This window comes from Sphingomonas psychrotolerans (genome assembly GCF_002796605.1).
Classification (GTDB): domain Bacteria; phylum Pseudomonadota; class Alphaproteobacteria; order Sphingomonadales; family Sphingomonadaceae; genus Sphingomonas; species Sphingomonas psychrotolerans.
The window spans coordinates 1573599-1588103 of the sequence record NZ_CP024923.1 but is presented as its reverse complement, the minus strand read 5'-3'; the positions used below and the strand labels follow the sequence as shown (position 1 = coordinate 1588103).

Sequence of the window (14505 nt, the reverse complement as noted above, 5' to 3'; positions counted from 1 at the left end):
TTGACGGCCGCGCTCAGCGCAGGCTGTCGATCTCGTCGGCGAGCCGGGTGTTGCGGCTCGTATAGTACATCTCGATGTCGGCCAGCCGGCGGTCGATGTCGCGGAAGGTCGAGCGGACCTGCGCGGTCGAGCGGCTCGGGTTCGAGCGGACGCCCTGCCAGAACTTCTCTTCCTCGGGACCCTGATAGAGGCCGGCCGGCTTGTTGGGCGCGAGCCAGGCGATCAGAAAGTAAAAGAGGATCGAGGTGCCGCTGGTCGCGAAGGCCAAGAAGACCATGCCCAGGCGGAGCCAGATCGTCTCGATGCCAGTGTAGTCGGCGAGGCCCGAGCAGACCCCGAGAACCTTGGCATTCTGCTTGTCGAGATAGAATTTGGTGCGGACGGACATCTCAGTTCCTCCTCGAGATATCGAAGGGGCTCGGTTCCTGGCGCGATGCCGAGACCGGGCGGAAATCGGGGTTGTCGGCGGCGATGATGCGTTCGACGGTGAGCAGGCGTTCCTCGAGCTGGCGCGCGGTGAAGTAGAGCTCGTCGAGGAGCTTCTCGTCCTCGCCGGTGATCGTCGCCGCCGTCTTCCACCGAGTGATGTAGTGCATGATCACCCAGGGGAGACCGATAAACAGCATCCCGACGATGACGATGGGGAGCAGGACTTCTTCCATCGCTTACGCTCCCTTGTTCAGGCGGGCCTTCAGTGCCTCGAGCTCGGCATCGACCTTCTCGGACGAGCGCAGCTCGGCGATCTCTTCCTCGAGGCTCTTGGGGACGCTGCCCAGACCCGCCGCCTCGGCGCGGCCCTCGGCGAAGTCGACCCGGCGTTCAAGGACATCGAAGCGCGAAAACGCATCGTGCATCTTCGAGCCGTTGGTCATCTCGCGCAGGCGGGTGCGGTTGTTCGCGCTCTCCAGCCGGGCGACGATCGAGTTCTGACGGACCCGCGCCTCGCGCAGCTTGTTCTGGAGCTTGGTGATGTCCTCTTCCGAAGCCTTGAGGGCTTCGTCGAGCACGCCGATCTCGGTCGAGAGCTGCTCGCACATATCGGCGGCCTTCTGCTTTTCGACGAGCGCGGCCTTGGCGAGATCCTCGCGACCCTTGGACAGCGCCAGTTCGGCCTTCTCGGTCCAGCTCTCCTGGAGCTTCTCGAGCTTGGCGATGTGGCGGCGCATTTCCTTCTGATCGGCAATGGTGCGCGCGGCGGAGGCGCGAACCTCGACCAAGGTCTCTTCCATCTCGAGGATGATCATGCGGATCATCTTGGCCGGGTCCTCGGCCTTGTCGAGCAGGTCGGTGACGTTGGCGGCGATGATATCGCGGGTTCGCGAGAAGATACCCATGCTGACACTCCTTCGTTTTTCGGGGTCCGCCGGGAGAGACTAGGGGGTGCCTCTCCCGGCGGGTTTCCGCTCACCGGGGCAGGTGAGCGGAGCGACCTTGTTTGCTTCAGGCGATCGCCGGGCCAACCGCGCCGGCCATCAGGATGGCGCTGGCGAAGAAGGCGACGGTGACGGCGAAGAAGGCGTTGCGGACATTCTTTGCTTCGTAGGTCATGATCTCGTTCCCTGAACCTGTTGTTTGGTGCGCCCGTTGGCGGGCTTGCCGACAGCTTTGCAGGAGGCGTGCCAAATGGCGAAAACCGCAGAGATCAGCCATTTTCACTGTTCATCTGACATTCAGTGACCAGATAAGGCTTGCCAAGAGTTGGGAAAATTCGCCAAAGGTTCGGCATGGAGCGCGCAACCCAGGTTATCGGCCAATCCGGAGCTTTTCTCGACGCGCTCGAACGCGCCAGCCGCGCTGCCGCGCTCGACCGCCCGGTGCTGGTGATCGGCGAGCGGGGCACGGGCAAGGAACTCGTCGCCGAGCGCCTCCACCGCCTCTCGCCGCGCTGGGACCAGCCGCTGGTGATCATGAATTGCGCGGCGCTTCCCGAGACGCTGATCGAGGCCGAATTGTTCGGGCACGAGGCGGGCGCGTTCACTGGCGCCACCAAGGCGCGCGTGGGGCGGTTCGAAGAGGCGCATCGCGGCACCTTGTTCCTCGACGAGCTCGGTACGCTGTCGATGGCGGCGCAGGAGCGGCTGCTGCGCGCGGTAGAATATGGCGAATTGACGCGGATCGGCTCGTCGCGGCCGCTCCATGTCGACGTTCGCATCGTCGCGGCGACCAACGAGCATCTGCCCGACAAGGTCGACAAGGGGACGTTCCGCGCCGACTTGCTCGACCGGCTGTCGTTCGAAGTAGTGACCTTGCCGCCGCTCCGCGCGCGGCGCGGCGACATCGAAGTGCTGGCGGACTTTTTCGGGCGGCGGATGGCATCCGAGATTGGGCTGGCCGACTGGCCGGGCTGGGGGCCGAATGCGCTCGACGCGCTGATGACCTATGACTGGCCGGGCAATGTCCGCGAACTGCGCAACGTCGTCGAGCGCGCAGTGTATCGCTGGGAGCGCGAAGGGCCGGTGGATTCGATCGAGATCGATCCGTTCAAGTCGCCGTTTCGGCCGCGGACCGCCAACTCGCCGCAGGCGGCGACGCCGGCCGTGCCAGCCCCCGCGTCGGCGGTAGAAGCCGAGCCGGCGGCGGCGTTCGACGGCGGCACCGACTTCAAATCGCGGGTGAACGCGTTCGAGCGGCAAGTGCTGTCGCGGGCGTTGGCCGAGCATCGCTACAACCAGCGCTCGACTGCCGAGGCGCTGGGATTGACCTATGACCAGCTTCGCCATGCCTTGAAGCGGCACGAGCTGCTGGGGGCGGGGGGCTGAACCCCGGGCTCCTGCGGAAGCAAGAGTCCAGGGTATCGAACTCGCCGCCTGGCTCTGGGCTCCTGCTTTCGCAGGAGCACGGGAACTCAATGATAGTTGGTCATCGCCAGCAGCATCGGCAGCGAGAGCAATACGTTGAGGCGGGAGGCGATCATCGCAGTCTTGCCCGCTTTCGCCTTGGTGGCGTCATCGGCCTCGACCAGACCGAGTGCTTTCTTCTGGTTGGGCCAGATGACGAACCAGACATTGGCCGCCATGAACAATGCGAGCCACATGCCGATGCCGATCAGCCGTGCGCTCTCGCGCAGCAGCAATGCATCCTCGAGCTCGTTGTAGAGCCAGGCGAGGATCAGGCCGGTGACTACGGTGAGCAATGCCGCCCAGCGGAAGAAGAACAGAGCTTTCGGCGCGATGAACTTCGACACGCCCGGCTTCAGTTCGGCGGGGATATTGGGCATGGTCGGGATCTGGACGAAGTTGAAATAGTAAAGCAGCCCGATCCACGTGATGCCGAAGAAGACGTGGAGCCACTGGAATACGCCGTTCCACAGGCCCAGCGGCGGCGCGAAATACGGCGCGAACATCAGCCCGATCGCCAGCACGAGGCTGACTCCCAGCACCGCGTGCAGATTGCCGAAAAACTTGTCCATGCGATTGCTCCCCTCCATTTGCGGCGCCGATTGCCCCCGGCGCGTGCAGGTCGCAGCTTAAGATCGGAATTTTCGTTTGTCACACGCAACGAAATTTGCGGGACACGAGCCGTTTTTCGGAGCTAGGGGAGGACCGCTTCCCGCCGCGGATCGTTGGGCGGGTGAACCGAACACGGAGTATCCCCATGGCTTTCGAACTTCCCGCGCTGCCCTATGACAAGGGTGCGCTCGCTCCGCACATGTCGGCGGAGACGCTCGAATTCCACCACGGCAAGCACCACAAGGCCTATGTCGACAAGACCAACGGCTTCGTGGTCGAGAAGGGCCTAGAGGGCCTGAAGCTGTCCGAAGTCATCGCGAAGGCCAAGGAAACCGGCGACAAGGGCCTGTTCAACAACTCCGCGCAGGTGTGGAACCACAGCTTCTTCTGGCAGTGCCTTAGCCCCGAAAAGCAGGCGCCGACCGGCAAGCTCGCCGATCTGATCAACGAGGGCTTCGGCTCGGCCGAGGCGCTGGTGAAGCAGCTGGTGACCGAATCGACCAACCATTTCGCCAGCGGCTGGGGCTGGCTGGTGCTCGACGGCGGCAACCTCAAGGTGACTTCGCTGCACGATGCCGACACGCCGGTGGTCTATGACGGCATGCAGCCGCTGCTGACGATTGACGTGTGGGAGCACGCTTATTACGTCGATTACCGCAATGCGCGTCCGGCCTATCTCGACGCGGTTTCGGCGAACCTGATCAACTGGGAATTCGTCGCGCAGAATCTCGATGGCGCCGGCGTCTCGCGGGCCGATCAGGGCTGATCGCTTCCCGCTCCCTTCCGTTCGGCGGAAGGGGGCGGGTCCCCCGCCGGGTCAGCGTTCGAGGTGGAAGCCCCATTCGGCCATGCCATTACCGCATTTGCCATCGATCGCTTTGGCGTCCGCAGCGAGGCGGCCCGTGCAGGTCCCTGAATCGGCCGTCGCTTCGTTGCGATATTTATAGTTGAGCCGATTGCCGGTGATCGTTCCTTCGCCCGAGCTCGTGCGCTGGCCGTCGAGCGTCGATATGTAGCTGAAGGCGGCGGCGTTTTGCTGGACGGCGTATCGATAGCCATCGGAATCGCGCCACGCGCCTGAAATGTCGCCAATGCCCTGCGGGCTCGGCGAAGTCGCGGCGGGAGCCAGATTCGCCTCGGGTACCGGCGGCGTCGGGTCCGGGGCCGGGCTGGCATTTGGCTTCGCAACCGCCTCGGCGGCGGCCCCCGTGGGACCCGCCATCATCACCGACGCGCCGAAGCCGAACGCGCCGAGGAACATCAGGCCGAAAGCGACCAGCTTAACCTTGTCGCCGGATTTCTGGAAAAATCGCCAGGCCAGAAAGGCGAGCACGAGAACAAGCAGCGAAAGCACGCCGAGATTGCTCGTCGCCGCGGCTTCGATGATCTTTGGAACATCAATGTTTTCCATGCCCGCTGCCCCTTTGCGCGGCGATTCGACACGACGAAGCTATGCCTGATCGGCGCGCGAGCCAATGCGGGACTTGCGTTCAGCCCTCCGGCGGCAGCGGCGTGTCTTCGGGTTTGTCGAGTTGGAGGCCGTGCTTGAGCAGCATCGGGATGTTGAGCATCGCGAAGACCAGCGTGAGCGGGATCACCGTCCACGTCTTGAAGGTGACCCATTGATCCCAGCTGAGCACGTTGCGCATGACTTCGTTGAGCACTGCCATCGCGAGGAAGAAGCCGGTCCAGTTGATCGTCAGCAGCCGCCAGCCCTTGGCCGAAAGCCCGGGATAGGCGGTTTCCAGCAGCAACTGGAGCAGAGGCTTCTTCGCGATCAGACCGTAGCCGAGGATCACTGCGAACATCGTGTAGACGATCGTCGGCTTGATCTGGATGAAGGTCTGATCGTGGAAGTAGATGGTCAGCCCGCCGAAGGGCAGCACCAATGCTGCGGTGATCCACAGCATCGGTGAAATGTGCTTCGCCTTCCACCATGACAGCAGCATCGCGGCGACCATGGCGATCATGAACGCAGCGGTGGCGGCGACGATGCGCTGGATCTGCAGCCCGGGCGCGTAGCTGTTGACGACGAAGAACACCGCCAGCGGACCGAAATCGATCAGCATGCGCAGGCCCGGCGAGAGGGGAGTGCGGGTTTCAGCCATTGGTGAGTGCTTCCACGCCGGCGATGATGCGGGCGACTTCGTTGGCGTCGAACGGGCGCAGGTCGTCGACCTTCTCGCCTACGCCGATCGCGTGGATGGGGAGACCGTATTTCTCGGCCGCGGCGACGAGGACGCCGCCGCGCGCGGTGCCGTCGAGCTTGGTCATGACGAGGCCGGTGACGCCGGCGACTTCCTTGAACACTTCGATCTGGTTGAGCGCGTTCTGGCCGGTAGTGGCGTCGAGGACGAGTACCACATCGTGCGGGGCCGCGGGATTTAGCCGGCCGAGCACGCGGCGGATCTTGGCGAGCTCGTCCATCAACTCGCGCTTGTTCTGGAGCCGGCCGGCGGTGTCGACGATCAGGACGTCGATGCCGGTGGCGGTAGCCTGCTTGACGGCTTCGTAGACGATCCCGGCGGCGTCGCCGCCTTCGGGGCCAGTGACGATCGGCACGCCGATCCGTTCGGCCCAGGTCTTGAGCTGGCCGATCGCGGCGGCGCGGAAGGTGTCGCCCGCGGCGAGCATCACGCCGTAATCCTGCTCGACGAGCAAATTGGCGAGCTTGGCGATCGTCGTGGTCTTGCCGCTGCCGTTCACCCCGATGACGAGGATCACCTGCGGGCGCGGAAACGCCTCGATCTCGAGATGCTTCGCGACCGGCGCGAGCGCTCTCTCGATCTCCTCGGCGACGACGAGGCGGATGCCGAGTTCCTCCATGTTGCGCTCATATTGCCCTTCGGCGAGGCGGGCGCGGACCTTGGCGGCGGTGCCGGGACCAAGGTCCGAGGCGATCAGCGCCTCCTCGATATCGTCGAGCGTGGTGTCGTCGAGCCGCGCGCCGGAAAGGCCGGCGAGGTTGCCGAGCAGTCGGTCGGAGGTCTTTTTGAAGCCGCCGAGCAGCTTCTCATGCCATGCGGGATTGGTGCTCATGCGATCAGCTTCCCGTCCTCGACGGTCTTGATGGTCACGGTCACGATGTCTCCAACTTGGGCGGGGGCGAGCCGCACCTCGGCGAAATTGCCGGCATGGCCGCGGTCGCCGGGGCGCTCTACCAGCACTTGCTGCTCGCTGCCTATCAGGCTTTGCAGCCAGCGCGAACGACGCGCGCCAGCCGCGTCGCGCAGGCGGGCGGCGCGGGCCTTGACGACTTCGGGCGCGACTTGCGGCATCCGCGCGGCGGGGGTGCCGGCGCGGGGGCTGTAGGGGAAGATGTGGGGATGGACCACGTCGCAATCGTCGAGCAACGCGAGGGTGTTGGCGAACATCGCTTCGGTCTCGGTGGGGAAGCCGGCGATCAGATCGGTGCCGATCGCGATGCCGGGGCGGGCGGCCTTGAGGCGCTCGACGAGGGCGACGCTATCGGCGCGGCTATGGCGGCGCTTCATCCGCTTGAGCACCATGTCGTCGCCGGCCTGGAGCGAGAGATGGACGTGCGGCTGGAGGCGGGGCTCCCGTGTGAGCAATGCGAACAGGCGGTCGTCGATCTCGACGCCGTCGAGCGAGGAGAGCCGCAGGCGGCGGAGCCGGGGCACGTGAACGAGGATGCGCTCGACCAATTGGCCGAGGCTGGGGGCGCCGGGAAGGTCGGGGCCGTAGCTGGTCAGATCGACTCCGGTGAGCACGATCTCGGCGTGGCTTTCGGCGAGTGCGGTGATGCGGTCGATCACTGCGCCGGCGGGAACCGAGCGGCTGTTGCCGCGACCATAGGGTATCGCGCAGAAGGTGCAGCGATGATCGCAGCCATTCTGGACCTCGACAAAGGCGCGGGCGTGCGTCGAGAAGCTCGCGGCGAGATGCGGCGCGGTCTCGCGCACCGCCATGATGTCCTGGACGAGGATCGCCTCGCTGGTTTCCCAGGCTTGCGCTCTGAGCTTCTCGGCATTGCCGATGACGCGGTCGACTTCGGGCATCGCCGCGAAGCTGGCGGGGTCGATCTGCGCCGCGCAGCCGGTGACGACCAGCTCGGCCCCGGGCTGCTCGCGGCGGGCGCGGCGGATCGCCTGACGGGTCTGCTTGACTGCCTCGTTGGTGACGGCGCAGCTGTTCACCACGATCGTGTCGCGCCCCGCCAGCAGCGCACGGATCGACTCACCCTCGGCAAGGTTGAGGCGGCAACCCATGTTTATGATCCGGGGAGAGGAGGTCGGCATTGGCGAGCGATCTAGGGACGGCGGCGTCGGAAGTCCACGCGGGGGCTGAGGAAGTCCTTGCGTTCTGGTTCGAGGGGCTGATGCCCGAGCAATGGTTTGCGAAGTCCGACGGGCTCGATCGGGAGATCGGCGAACGGTTCGAGGCGCTGCGGCTGGAGGTGCTGGACAGCAAGGCCGCGGGGTGGCGTGACGGTCCACGGACATTGCTCGCCGCGGTGATCCTGCTCGATCAGTTCAGCCGCAACGTCCATCGTGGCACGGCGCAGGCATTCGCCGCCGATCCGGTCGCGCAGGAACTGGCGAGCCTCGCGGTCGAGCGCGGCTGGGACCGCGACATGACGCACGAGCAGCGCCAGTTTCTCTATCTGCCCTTCGAACATGCCGAGAGTCCCGAGCTGCAGGCAGTGAGTCTGCGTTGCTTCGAGGCACTTGGGGGCGAGGTGTTCGAGTTTGCCCGTCAGCATGCCGAAGTGATCGCGCGGTTTGGCCGGTATCCGAGCCGAAATGCGGCGCTGGGACGCGCATCTACGCCCGAGGAAGAGGAATATCTCGCGCAGCCGGGGGCGGGGTGGTGACTCATCTCATCGTCACCCCCGGCGAAGGCCGGGGTCTTGCCGCCTGAGGTCCCGGCGTTCGCCGGGATGACGGTTAGCCGGCGAGGCGCCGGGCGGGGACTGCGGTTGGCACTTCGACCGCCGCGGCATTGCGCAGCAGGCGGCGTTCGGCGAGCAGGCGGCGGACGCCGGCGACGGAGAGCGGCTTGCTGTAATGCCAGCCCTGCGCCTTGGCGCAGCCGAGCGCGCGCAGCCGCGCCTCGATCTCGGCGTCCTCGACGCCCTCGGCGGTGATCGGCAGATTCAGGCTTTCGCCGAGGCTGATGATCGCGTTGACGATCGCGGCCGAATCGGCGCTTTCATTCAGGGACATGATGAAGCTCTTGTCGATCTTGATCCGGTCGAACGGCAAAGCGCGCAAATGGGCGAGCGACGAATAGCCGGTGCCGAAATCGTCGAGCGCGAGCTGGACACCCTGGTTCTTGAGGCTGCCGACGATCGATTGCGCCAGCGCGAGATTGTCGAACAATGCGCTCTCGGTGATCTCTACCTCAAGCCGGTTGGCGGGGAAGCCGGTCTCGGTGAGCACCTTGATGATCTTCTGGGCGAGCCATGCGTCGCGCAGCTGCCACGGCGAGATGTTGATCGAGATACTGAGCGAGGGATCCCAGTCGCGCGCGGCGAGAAGGGCCTGGCGCATGATCGACAGCGAGAGATCGCCGATCATGCCGGTTTCCTCGGCGATTGGGATGAACAATTCGGGGCTGATCGTGCCGCGCGTCGGATGCTCCCAGCGCGCAAGCACTTCGAAGCCATGGAGGCGTCCAGTGGCGAGATCGATCTGCTGCTCGAAATAGGGAACGACTTCCTGGCGCGGAATCGCGAGGCGCAGGCCCGATTCGAGATCGTTGCGGGTCTGGAGGTCGCGCTCCATCGACTGGTCGAACCAGGCGAAGCGGTTGCGCCCCGATTTCTTTGCCTGGTACATCGCGATGTCGGCGGCGCGCATCAGCCCGTCGATGCCGGCGCAGTCGAAGTCCGAGCGGGCGATGCCGAGCGAGCAGCTGATGTGAAGGCGAAGCCCCTCGGCCTCGAACGGTTGTGCCATGCGGCTGACCAGTTTTTCGGCGATCCGCTCGACGGTGGAAGGTTCGGCGGGATCGAACAGGAAGCCGCAGGCGAATTCGTCGCCGCCCAGCCGCGCGGTGAGCGCGATCGGCGGCATGAAATGCGCGATCTCGCTGGCGACCGCGCGGAGCAAGGCATCGCCCACCGCGTGGCCATGCATGTCGTTGATCGTCTTGAAGTGATCGAGGTCGAGCATCACCAGCGCCATGCCCTTGCGGCGGCGCTGGGCGCGGACGAACATCGCGGCACCCTCCTCGGCGAGGCTGCGGCGGTTGAGGAAACCGGTGAGCGGATCGCGGCTGGCGAGCTGCTGCGCGCGCTCCTCGGCGGCGGCGCGGATCTGAAGTTCGTGGCTGAGCGACGCATGGCGACGCCACCCAAGGAGGATCAGAGCGACGTTGAGCAAGAGCGCGATGACGAGCGGCTGGCTGGCGGGCTCGCCGCCCTGAAAATAATATTGCACCGATTTCGACAGCACCGCGCTGCCGATGCCGACGAAGAGCAGGATGGCGGAGACGCTGATCGCGCCGGTGAGCAGGCTTGGGCGCGAAGCCCGATACTGCATCGTGTCTTCTTCGAGATCCAGCGGCATTGCCGGTGTTCGCCCCCTGAACAATAAGGCGTGAAACTGCCACGACAGGGTGTAGATGGAGTTAAGTGGCGCGCTTTCCGAAAGGTTACCGACACCCGAGGTGCGAGGTTGCGCTTGTCGCCATCTGCCGCTATGTGCGCCTCCGACCGTTCCCGTGGAACGCGAAATCTGTGCGCCCCAAGGGGTGACGCCGGCCGACGAGGTTTCGTCCGCCGGCGTGTTTTGCGTTTGGCGGATCGGTTCGTGAATTTGGAGTGATCTTGGTCCCATGTTCGACAGTCTGAGCGATCGGCTAGGCGGCGTTTTCGAGCGTCTGCGCGGGCGTGGTGCGCTGAGCGAGGCCGATGTCCGCACCGCGATGCGCGAAGTGCGGATCGCGCTGCTGGAGGCCGATGTCGCGCTTCCCGTCGCGCGCGACTTCGTCGAGAAGGTGACCGAGCAGGCGGTCGGCCAGAACGTGTTGCGCTCGGTCACGCCGGGCCAGCAGGTCGTCAAGATCGTCCATGACGCGCTGATCGACATGCTCGGCAGCGACACTGCAGAGCTGGAGCTGGGCGTCACGCCGCCCGCCGTCATCATGCTCGTCGGTTTGCAGGGCTCGGGCAAGACGACGACGACTGCCAAGCTGGCGAAGCTGCTGACCAAATCGCAGGGCAAGAAGGTGATGATGGCGTCGCTCGACGTCAATCGCCCGGCCGCGCAGGAGCAGCTCGCGGTGCTCGGCACGCAGACCGAAGTCGCGACCTTGCCGATCGTCGCGGGCCAGACCCCGGTCGAGATCGCCCGGCGCGCGCTGAGCTCGGCGAAGCTGCAGGGCTTCGACGTGCTGATGCTCGACACTGCGGGCCGCCTCCACGTCGATCAGGCGCTGATGGACGAGATGAAGGCAGTCGCCGACATCGCCACCCCGGCCGAGATATTGCTCGTCGTCGACAGCCTGACCGGCCAGGACGCGGTCAACGTCGCTTCGAGCTTCTCCGAGCAGGTGCCGCTGACCGGCGTGATCCTGACCCGGATGGACGGCGATGCGCGCGGCGGCGCCGCGCTGTCGATGCGCGCGGTCACCGGCAAGCCGATCAAGTTCGCGGGCATGGGCGAGAAGCTCGACGCGATCGAGCCCTTCCATCCCAAGCGCGTCGCCGGCCGGATCCTCGGCATGGGCGACGTGGTGTCGCTGGTCGAGCGCGCCGCCGAGTCGATCCAGCAGGAAGACGCCGAGCGGATGGCGAGCCGGCTCGCCAAGGGCCAGTTCGACATGAACGACCTGCGCAGCCAGCTGGCGCAGATGCGCCGGATGGGCGGCATCGGCGCGCTGGCGGGCATGATCCCGGGAATGAAGAAGGCGCAGGCCGCTGCGGAGAATGCGGGCGGCGACAAGGTGCTGCTGCGCTTCGACGCGATGATCACGTCGATGACGCCCAAAGAGCGCGCGAAACCCGAATTGCTCAACGCCAAGCGCAAGATCCGCGTCGCCAAGGGCAGCGGCACCACCGTTCAGGACGTCAACAAGCTGCTCAAGATGCATCAGGAGATGCAGACGGCGATGAAGCGGCTCAAGAAGATGGGCGGCCTTAAAGGTATGCTAGGCATGCTCGGCAAGGGCGGCCCTGGCGGCGGCATGGGCGGCGTCGGCAATGCGCTCGGCGGGCCCGAAATGGGCGAGATGATGGGCAAGATGGGCGGCAGCCTGCCTGGTCTCCCGGGCGGCGCCAATCTGCCTCCGGGCTTCGAGAATTTTTTGAAGAAGAAATGACGCTTTACGGCATCCCGGCGCAGGCCGGGATCTCGTGAGGCAAGGATCAACAACTAAAAGATCCCGGTGTTCGCCGGGATGACGATGAAGGAAGATTTGTAATGGCACTCTCTATGCGTCTTTCGCGCGGCGGTTCGAAGAAGCGTCCGTATTACCGGATCGTGATCGCCGATGCGCGCAGCCCGCGTGACGGCAAGTTCATCGAGAAGATCGGCACCTACAATCCGCTGCTCGCCAAGGACGACGAGAAGCGCGTCGTGCTCGACGGCGACCGGGCCAAGCATTGGCTGAGCGTCGGCGCGCAGCCGACCGACCGCGTCGCCCGCTTCCTCGACGTCACCGGCGTCAAGGAGCGTACCGCGAAGAACAACCCGAACAAGGGCAAGCCGGGCGAGAAGGCCGTCGAGCGCGCCGAGGAGCGCGCCGAGAAGATCAAGGCTGCCGAGGAAGCCGCTGCCGAGGCAGCCGCAGCTCCGGCGCCTGAGCCGACCCCCGAGCCCGCCGCTGAGGAAGCTCCGGCCGAGGCAGTGACCGAAGCCGCTCCGGCTGCCGAAGAAGCGCCTGCAGAAGTGGCCGAAGCAGCTCCTGCCGCCGAGGAAGCCCCGGCCGCCGAAGCGACTGCCGAAGCAGCACCGACCGAGGAAGCGGCAGCCGAGGCGTCCGCCGCCGAAGCCGCCGAAGAAAAGTCGGAAGGCTGAGGCGCTTGCCGGCCATCGTGCGTTTTGATGGACGAGTAACGTCCCAAGGAGCGCAGGATGGCCAGCAAACCCGAAACAGGTCCGGACACCGAGGATCGTGAGAGCCCGGGCAGCACCCAGACCAACCCCGCAGGCGCGTCGACCGATGCGCCTGCGGAGGGCGGTGACGATGCGCCGCCGCAGCAGCCCGGTTCGCCTGAGGGCTGAGATCCCGGGCTTTGCCGGGATGACGCCACGATGAGCGACCGCCCCATCACGCTCGCCGCGATCATCGGCGCGCATGGTATTGCCGGCGAGGTCCGTCTCAAGGTCTTCGCCGACGATTTCGCCAGCTACAAGAGCTTCAACAACGGCGCGCTGACGCTCAAGAGCGTGCGGACCGGCTCGAACGGCGCAATCGCGCGCTTCGCCGAGGTGGCAGACCGCAATGCCGCCGAGGCACTGCGCGGCACTCAGCTCACCGTCCCGCGCTCGGCGCTGCCGCCGCTCGAGGAGGGCGAATATTATCATGTCGACTTGCTCGGACTTCCCGCGGTGTCCGAGGCCGGCGACGCGCTGGGCAAGGTGATCGCGATCGACAATTACGGGGCGGGGGACGTGATCGAGGTCGAGCGGCCCGACGGCAAGCGCTTCATGGTGCCGATGCGGCCTGAGGCAGTCCCCGAATGGAATGACCAACGGTTGGTGATCCACGCCGGCTATGCCGAATGAGCCGCATCGCGGTTCTTTCCGACATCCATGGCAATTTGCCCGCGCTCGAGGCGGTTGTCGCCGATGCCGCGGCGCGGGGGTGCAAGCGCTTCCTAAATCTGGGCGATATCCTGTCGGGACCGCTGTGGCCGATCGAGACGGCGGATTTTCTGATGGCGCGCGACTGGCCGACGATCGCGGGGAATCACGAGCGGCAGCTTCTCCACCTCGCACCCGAGCGGATGAATGCATCCGACGCGTTCACCCGGTCCTTGCTGTCCGACGCGCAGCTCCGCTGGATGGCGGGTCTGCCGGCGACGCTGGCGCTCGACGATCTGTTCCTCTGCCATGGGACTCCGGCGAGCGACGTCGAGCATTTCCTCGAGACGATCGAGCCGACGGGGCTGCGCCGGGCGACCGAAGCCGAAGTGCGCGCGCGGCTGGGGGATCGGCCCGAAAGTCTGACGCTGTGCGGGCATTCGCACATGCCCGATGTGCAGCGGCTCGCCGACGGGCGCAGCGTCGCCAATCCCGGCAGCGTGGGACTGCAGGCGTTTCACGATGACCAGCCCTGGCCTTACAGCGTCGCAGCGGGCGACCCCGACGCGCGCTATGCCATCCTCGATGGCACCGAGCCTACCTTTCACACAGTGCCCTATGATCATGTGGCCGCCGTAGCCAAAGCGGAGCGCGAGGGGCGGCACGATTGGGCCAAGGGGCTGGCCACCGGCAGGCCCTGAGGCGGCGCGGCAGACCTGATTCTTGACATTTAACGCCCATCATGGTAATGGGATTTATAGATGAGCAAGGCCTCCGGTCTCTCTCGCACCCCTGCCGACCACCCGGTCTGGAACAGTCTCTCCCATTACGATTTCGGTCCCGACGGTGCGGCTTTGCCCTTTGTGGGGCGACTGGCGCGCGAGAATGGCTGGAGCCGGGCCGAGGCCGAGCGGGCGATCGAGGAATATAAGCGCTTCTGCTTCCTCGCCGTCACAGCAGGGCATCCGGTAACGCCGTCGGATCAGGTCGATCAGGTCTGGCACCTGCACCTCACCTATACCCGCGACTATTGGGAGCGCTTCTGCCCCCAGGTGCTTGGGCGTTCGCTGCACCATGGCCCCACCGCCGGCGGCAGCGACGAGCAGCACCGCTATTTCACGCAATATGCCGAGACGCTCAGAAGCTATGAAAGCGTCTTCGGCTCCCCGCCCGCGGATTTGTGGCCCGACGCGGCGCGGCGGCTGAACGAGGACCCGAAAGCGCGCCGCGTGCATCCGCGCGACGCGATCATCGTGCCCCGAAAGGCGATCCGGGCCGCATTGCTGTTTGCGGCGATGCTGGCCGTGCTCGCGCTCGGGGTGCTCTTGCTGAGGAGCTAGACT

The 14505-nt window shown here is 65.6% G+C and carries 18 protein-coding genes; 9 read left to right on the top strand and 9 right to left on the bottom strand.

Annotated features, from left to right (window positions below; translation table 11 throughout):
- Nucleotides 1-13 precede the first annotated feature (13 nt).
- From pspC to pspA, 3 genes are read right to left on the bottom strand one after another with little or no spacing between them, the layout of a single operon-like run.
- The gene (gene pspC / locus CVN68_RS07125; RefSeq protein WP_100281576.1) at nucleotides 14-388 is read right to left on the bottom strand and encodes an envelope stress response membrane protein PspC; all 375 of its coding nucleotides are present in this window, start codon (nucleotides 386-388) and stop codon (nucleotides 14-16) included.
- Nucleotide 389: 1 nt separating this feature from the next.
- Nucleotides 390-662 carry an envelope stress response membrane protein PspB gene (gene pspB, locus CVN68_RS07120; RefSeq protein WP_100281575.1) on the bottom strand — a complete coding sequence of 91 codons (273 nt, stop codon included), beginning with the start codon at nucleotides 660-662 and terminating at the stop codon, nucleotides 390-392.
- A gap of 3 nt (nucleotides 663-665) precedes the next feature.
- Nucleotides 666-1334 (bottom strand): phage shock protein PspA, encoded by a 669-nt coding sequence (pspA, locus tag CVN68_RS07115; protein WP_100281574.1) that lies wholly within the window; start codon nucleotides 1332-1334, stop codon nucleotides 666-668.
- Nucleotides 1335-1724: 390 nt separating this feature from the next.
- On the opposite strand from pspA, the gene pspF reads away from it, so the two are divergent.
- Entirely contained in the window at nucleotides 1725-2759 is a 1035-nt protein-coding gene (gene pspF / locus CVN68_RS07110; protein WP_100281573.1) for a phage shock protein operon transcriptional activator, read from the top strand.
- Nucleotides 2760-2845: 86 nt separating this feature from the next.
- Here the strand turns inward: pspF and CVN68_RS07105 are convergent, their stop codons facing one another.
- Nucleotides 2846-3409 (bottom strand): urate hydroxylase PuuD, encoded by a 564-nt coding sequence (locus tag CVN68_RS07105; protein WP_100281572.1) that lies wholly within the window; start codon nucleotides 3407-3409, stop codon nucleotides 2846-2848.
- Nucleotides 3410-3594: 185 nt separating this feature from the next.
- On the opposite strand from CVN68_RS07105, the gene CVN68_RS07100 reads away from it, so the two are divergent.
- Nucleotides 3595-4215 (top strand): superoxide dismutase, encoded by a 621-nt coding sequence (locus CVN68_RS07100; RefSeq protein WP_100281571.1) that lies wholly within the window; start codon nucleotides 3595-3597, stop codon nucleotides 4213-4215.
- A 51-nt stretch (nucleotides 4216-4266) separates the two neighbouring features.
- Here the strand turns inward: CVN68_RS07100 and CVN68_RS07095 are convergent, their stop codons facing one another.
- The 4 genes from CVN68_RS07095 to mtaB form a co-directional block, all read right to left on the bottom strand.
- A complete protein-coding gene (locus CVN68_RS07095; protein WP_100281570.1) occupies nucleotides 4267-4860 on the bottom strand; it encodes a hypothetical protein in 594 nt (197 codons plus the stop codon).
- 79 nt (nucleotides 4861-4939) lie between these two features.
- On the bottom strand, nucleotides 4940-5557 hold the full coding sequence (gene ispZ, locus CVN68_RS07090) for a septation protein IspZ (protein WP_100281569.1): 618 nt from the start codon (nucleotides 5555-5557) through the stop codon (nucleotides 4940-4942).
- Nucleotides 5550-6488 carry a signal recognition particle-docking protein FtsY gene (gene ftsY, locus CVN68_RS07085; protein ID WP_100281568.1) on the bottom strand — a complete coding sequence of 313 codons (939 nt, stop codon included), beginning with the start codon at nucleotides 6486-6488 and terminating at the stop codon, nucleotides 5550-5552. The genes ispZ and ftsY overlap by 8 nt, the downstream gene beginning before the upstream one ends.
- A complete protein-coding gene (mtaB, locus tag CVN68_RS07080; RefSeq protein ID WP_407695535.1) occupies nucleotides 6485-7678 on the bottom strand; it encodes a tRNA (N(6)-L-threonylcarbamoyladenosine(37)-C(2))-methylthiotransferase MtaB in 1194 nt (397 codons plus the stop codon). The genes ftsY and mtaB overlap by 4 nt, the downstream gene beginning before the upstream one ends.
- A gap of 29 nt (nucleotides 7679-7707) precedes the next feature.
- On the opposite strand from mtaB, the gene CVN68_RS07075 reads away from it, so the two are divergent.
- Complete coding sequence (locus CVN68_RS07075) at nucleotides 7708-8283, top strand: DUF924 family protein (protein ID WP_100281566.1); 576 nt, start codon at nucleotides 7708-7710, stop codon at nucleotides 8281-8283.
- A gap of 73 nt (nucleotides 8284-8356) precedes the next feature.
- On the opposite strand, the gene CVN68_RS07070 is transcribed toward CVN68_RS07075, so the two are convergent.
- Nucleotides 8357-9982, bottom strand: a complete 1626-nt coding sequence (locus CVN68_RS07070) for a putative bifunctional diguanylate cyclase/phosphodiesterase (RefSeq protein ID WP_100281565.1) — start codon at nucleotides 9980-9982, stop codon at nucleotides 8357-8359.
- A gap of 268 nt (nucleotides 9983-10250) precedes the next feature.
- On the opposite strand from CVN68_RS07070, the gene ffh reads away from it, so the two are divergent.
- The 6 genes from ffh (at nucleotide 10251) to CVN68_RS07045 (ending at nucleotide 14502) form a co-directional block, all read left to right on the top strand.
- Nucleotides 10251-11735, top strand: coding sequence for a signal recognition particle protein (gene ffh / locus CVN68_RS07065; RefSeq protein ID WP_100281564.1), 1485 nt, complete (start codon nucleotides 10251-10253; stop codon nucleotides 11733-11735).
- 101 nt (nucleotides 11736-11836) lie between these two features.
- Complete coding sequence (rpsP, locus tag CVN68_RS07060) at nucleotides 11837-12433, top strand: 30S ribosomal protein S16 (protein ID WP_100281563.1); 597 nt, start codon at nucleotides 11837-11839, stop codon at nucleotides 12431-12433.
- A gap of 57 nt (nucleotides 12434-12490) precedes the next feature.
- Nucleotides 12491-12640 (top strand): hypothetical protein, encoded by a 150-nt coding sequence (locus CVN68_RS23095; RefSeq protein ID WP_158298775.1) that lies wholly within the window; start codon nucleotides 12491-12493, stop codon nucleotides 12638-12640.
- Between the two features lie 30 nt (nucleotides 12641-12670).
- Nucleotides 12671-13144 carry a ribosome maturation factor RimM gene (gene rimM, locus CVN68_RS07055; RefSeq protein WP_100281562.1) on the top strand — a complete coding sequence of 158 codons (474 nt, stop codon included), beginning with the start codon at nucleotides 12671-12673 and terminating at the stop codon, nucleotides 13142-13144.
- Complete coding sequence (locus tag CVN68_RS07050) at nucleotides 13141-13863, top strand: metallophosphoesterase family protein (RefSeq protein WP_100281561.1); 723 nt, start codon at nucleotides 13141-13143, stop codon at nucleotides 13861-13863. The genes rimM and CVN68_RS07050 overlap by 4 nt, the downstream gene beginning before the upstream one ends.
- A 60-nt stretch (nucleotides 13864-13923) precedes the next feature.
- Entirely contained in the window at nucleotides 13924-14502 is a 579-nt protein-coding gene (locus CVN68_RS07045) for a glycine-rich domain-containing protein (RefSeq protein WP_100281560.1), read from the top strand.
- The last annotated feature ends 3 nt before the right edge of the window (nucleotides 14503-14505 follow it).

Coding starts and splice junctions, on each gene's coding strand:
- ftsY (WP_100281568.1), bottom strand. CDS start 6,488: ATGAGCACCAATCCCGCATGGCATGAGAAGCTGCTCGGCGGCTTCAAA.
- pspB (WP_100281575.1), bottom strand. CDS start 662: ATGGAAGAAGTCCTGCTCCCCATCGTCATCGTCGGGATGCTGTTTATC.
- CVN68_RS07045 (WP_100281560.1), top strand. CDS start 13,924: ATGAGCAAGGCCTCCGGTCTCTCTCGCACCCCTGCCGACCACCCGGTC.
- CVN68_RS07050 (WP_100281561.1), top strand. CDS start 13,141: ATGAGCCGCATCGCGGTTCTTTCCGACATCCATGGCAATTTGCCCGCG.
- rpsP (WP_100281563.1), top strand. CDS start 11,837: ATGGCACTCTCTATGCGTCTTTCGCGCGGCGGTTCGAAGAAGCGTCCG.
- CVN68_RS07070 (WP_100281565.1), bottom strand. CDS start 9,982: ATGCCGCTGGATCTCGAAGAAGACACGATGCAGTATCGGGCTTCGCGC.
- CVN68_RS07095 (WP_100281570.1), bottom strand. CDS start 4,860: ATGGAAAACATTGATGTTCCAAAGATCATCGAAGCCGCGGCGACGAGC.
- pspC (WP_100281576.1), bottom strand. CDS start 388: ATGTCCGTCCGCACCAAATTCTATCTCGACAAGCAGAATGCCAAGGTT.
- CVN68_RS23095 (WP_158298775.1), top strand. CDS start 12,491: ATGGCCAGCAAACCCGAAACAGGTCCGGACACCGAGGATCGTGAGAGC.
- CVN68_RS07105 (WP_100281572.1), bottom strand. CDS start 3,409: ATGGACAAGTTTTTCGGCAATCTGCACGCGGTGCTGGGAGTCAGCCTC.
- CVN68_RS07100 (WP_100281571.1), top strand. CDS start 3,595: ATGGCTTTCGAACTTCCCGCGCTGCCCTATGACAAGGGTGCGCTCGCT.
- mtaB (WP_407695535.1), bottom strand. CDS start 7,678: ATGGGTTGCCGCCTCAACCTTGCCGAGGGTGAGTCGATCCGTGCGCTG.
- pspF (WP_100281573.1), top strand. CDS start 1,725: ATGGAGCGCGCAACCCAGGTTATCGGCCAATCCGGAGCTTTTCTCGAC.
- ispZ (WP_100281569.1), bottom strand. CDS start 5,557: ATGGCTGAAACCCGCACTCCCCTCTCGCCGGGCCTGCGCATGCTGATC.
- rimM (WP_100281562.1), top strand. CDS start 12,671: ATGAGCGACCGCCCCATCACGCTCGCCGCGATCATCGGCGCGCATGGT.
- ffh (WP_100281564.1), top strand. CDS start 10,251: ATGTTCGACAGTCTGAGCGATCGGCTAGGCGGCGTTTTCGAGCGTCTG.
- pspA (WP_100281574.1), bottom strand. CDS start 1,334: ATGGGTATCTTCTCGCGAACCCGCGATATCATCGCCGCCAACGTCACC.